Source organism: Sphaerospermopsis reniformis (assembly GCF_005402885.1).
Taxonomy (GTDB): Bacteria; Cyanobacteriota; Cyanobacteriia; order Cyanobacteriales; family Nostocaceae; genus Sphaerospermopsis; species Sphaerospermopsis kisseleviana.
The window spans coordinates 1-2,709 of sequence record NZ_BJCE01000404.1; the positions used below are offsets into that span (position 1 = coordinate 1).

The 2,709-nt window shown below is 35.0% G+C and carries 5 protein-coding genes; all 5 read left to right on the top strand.

Going from position 1 to position 2,709, the window contains the following annotated elements:
- On the top strand, nucleotides 1-319 hold a 319-nt coding region (locus FFR48_RS26950; RefSeq protein ID WP_137669470.1), incomplete at its 5' end, for a DUF4351 domain-containing protein.
- Between the two features lie 122 nt (nucleotides 320-441).
- A complete protein-coding gene (locus FFR48_RS26955) occupies nucleotides 442-1,062 on the top strand; it encodes a hypothetical protein (protein WP_137669471.1) in 621 nt (206 codons plus the stop codon).
- Between the two features lie 242 nt (nucleotides 1,063-1,304).
- Complete coding sequence (locus FFR48_RS26960) at nucleotides 1,305-1,532, top strand: hypothetical protein (protein WP_137669472.1); 228 nt, start codon at nucleotides 1,305-1,307, stop codon at nucleotides 1,530-1,532.
- Nucleotides 1,532-1,945 carry a PIN domain-containing protein gene (locus FFR48_RS26965; protein ID WP_137669473.1) on the top strand — a complete coding sequence of 138 codons (414 nt, stop codon included), beginning with the start codon at nucleotides 1,532-1,534 and terminating at the stop codon, nucleotides 1,943-1,945. The genes FFR48_RS26960 and FFR48_RS26965 overlap by 1 nt, the downstream gene beginning before the upstream one ends.
- A gap of 283 nt (nucleotides 1,946-2,228) precedes the next feature.
- On the top strand, nucleotides 2,229-2,441 hold the full coding sequence (locus FFR48_RS26970) for a hypothetical protein (protein ID WP_096571964.1): 213 nt from the start codon (nucleotides 2,229-2,231) through the stop codon (nucleotides 2,439-2,441).
- The last annotated feature ends 268 nt before the right edge of the window (nucleotides 2,442-2,709 follow it).

A 2,709-nucleotide genomic window follows, 5' to 3' on the forward strand; every position in this document is an offset into this window, starting at 1 on the left:
GAGAGATAATTTAAGTAGAGAAGAGGAGGAAGAGATTATGAACTTATCACCAGCTTATTTACAACAACGGGAAGAATGGAGACAAGAAGCAAAGCAAGAAGGAAGACAGGAAGGAAGACAGGAAGGAAGACAGGAAGGACAACTTTTATTGATAACTTCTTTGTTGGAAGGGCGGTTTGGTAGTTTAGATGCTGAGTTATCTGGTGCGGTGAAAAAGATTGCTAAGTTTCCTATTGCTGAACGCACTCAGTTGCTTTTGTCTTTGGGTAGTTTATCCCGTGAGGAGTTGTTAGAAAGATTGCGGAATAGGGAAGAATAGGATATAGTTGTTAAGGGATTTTTTTTGATATAACGCTAAACATCGTTACAAAAGTTAAATAAGTAACGATGTTTTTTGAATCAAAATTAATGTAGAATCTTGATAAAACTGGATAAAAAATCATGAAAATTTATCAATTGATATCCCAAGGATGTGCGCTGGTTCTTCTGACTGCATTACCTTCTTTTGCGGAAACAAAGAATAAAGTCATTTTAGTTCCGGGTGAGAATCTTTTTCCTATTAGATGTGAGACTATTCAGGGTAGTATTGATGCAAATGATAAGATTGCTCCGCCGGGAACTCTTCATAATTCTGCGTCAAGATATGATTCATATAGCTTCAAGACTGATCCTGGAAATATTGTCTTTTTTGAACTTACTACTCCCAACTCGGACTATTCTAATTTTATGCCACAACTTACTACACAAATGGTTGATAAAAAAACTGGTGCTATTCTTCTATCAGCAAGCTCTGTTCTACCAAAATCAATTCTTGAAGCCTGGTATTTTAGTCAACAAACTTCTAAAACAACAAATAGGAATTTATATATTTCTTCTGCTACTTCTGGTGGGAATTATGAATTAAGAATTGCATACGCTAGACCAAGTATCAATCTTTCCGAATCACAAATAGAAGCGGCTATTGGGGATTCTACATCATTTATATCGGCATTGGCTTATGCTACGGGTTCTTCTTCGTCTTCATCCCATTCCGTTAATATGAACGCCTTATGTAAAAATTAATATTTATCCCATTCCTCCTTTGCGTCTTTGCTCCTTTGCGTCTTTGCGCGAAACACAATTCATACTTTAATAATACAATGCCATATTGATGATGAGAATGCACGGTGGGTAAGGGTTTAGCAATGCTAAATCCCTACGATAAATCTTTCTCAGTATTTTGCAGAATTTGTATGAGAGATGTTGCGAAGATGCGGTGATTCTGAGATAAAATACAATCAAGTAATATTATTAAAATAACTTCTATGTACCTACAAGAACTGAAAGATAAAGCCTGTAAATTATCGGAGAGCGATCGCCTAGAACTCGTTCGCGCAATTATCGAATCCTTGCAAAATCAACCTAACCAACAGTCAGAAAAAACTCGCATTATCAAACAAATGAAAGGTTTACTAAAAACCAATCAACCAGCACCAACTGATGAACAAGTTAAAGCAATGTTAGCAGAACATAAAGAGGAGAAGTATCTGTAGTGAAAATTCTCATTGATACTAACATTATTCTAGATTACTTCTTAGAAAGAGAGCCGTTTTTACAAGATGCAGAAATGCTATTTCAAGCAATTGCTTCTGGGCAATTAATCGGATATGTCACTGCAACAACACTAACAGATATTTTCTACATTGCTCGTAGACAAACCCAAAGTCTTCAACTTGCTAGACAAGCGATTTCAAACATATTAGATATTATGGTTATTTCTCCTGTTAACCGGGCTATTTTAGAAGCAGCTTTTACATCTGGGTTAACAGACTTTGAGGATGCAGTTCAAATTTACTGTGCAGTTGATCAAGGTTTAGATGCAATTGTTACTCGTGATAGTAAAGGGTTTTCTAATTCAGTCATACCTGTGTTGTTAGTATCTCAGCTATTGAAACAGTTAGAATAACAATAAATATTTTATCAATAGCTTACCATAGTGCGATCGCCAATCACACAAAATGTATAGCCTCTTAACTTTGTGTCCTTTGCGCCCTTTGCGGTTCAATCATATCAAGGCCTTGGATCATTTTGACCTTAGATAAAAATAAATTTACATATTTGGGATGCTCCCCAATTCCTTCTAGTGAGACGGGTAATTTTGAGGAGAGCGATCGCCAATCATACTAAATGTATCGCTTTTCGATAAACCAGCTACAATACAATAAGATAACTCTTACCACAAGCAAAATATGACACTAACCGAATTACTACCATCAATTCAACAACTTTCAGCATCCGAAAAACTCAAATTAATTCGCATTCTTGCAGAAGAGTTAGACTCTACAGAAGATATTTCTCCCTTAGAACCATTCAAAACATATTACCTAGCAACTCCTGATAACAGCTTCGGTGCTGGAAAAATCCTCATGGAAGAACTAAATCAATCTATTGCTAATGATTAAAGTTTATGCGGTTTAAATATTCAACAACAGATCCCAGTCATTCGATTGATTGTAATATTTGTTTTACTTCTTGTCGTTAACTACTATTAAAAGTATACTTTTATAGTAACATGATTATTATACAATATTTTTCATGTTTAGTGTGATTTTTGGAAAAATGTGATTTTCAATATCATCAAATGACTCGACAAACTCACGATCAATTTGCTAAAGAATACCTAGAGGAATTATTAACACCTGTAGGAACAATCAAAAAAAGCGAAAAGGT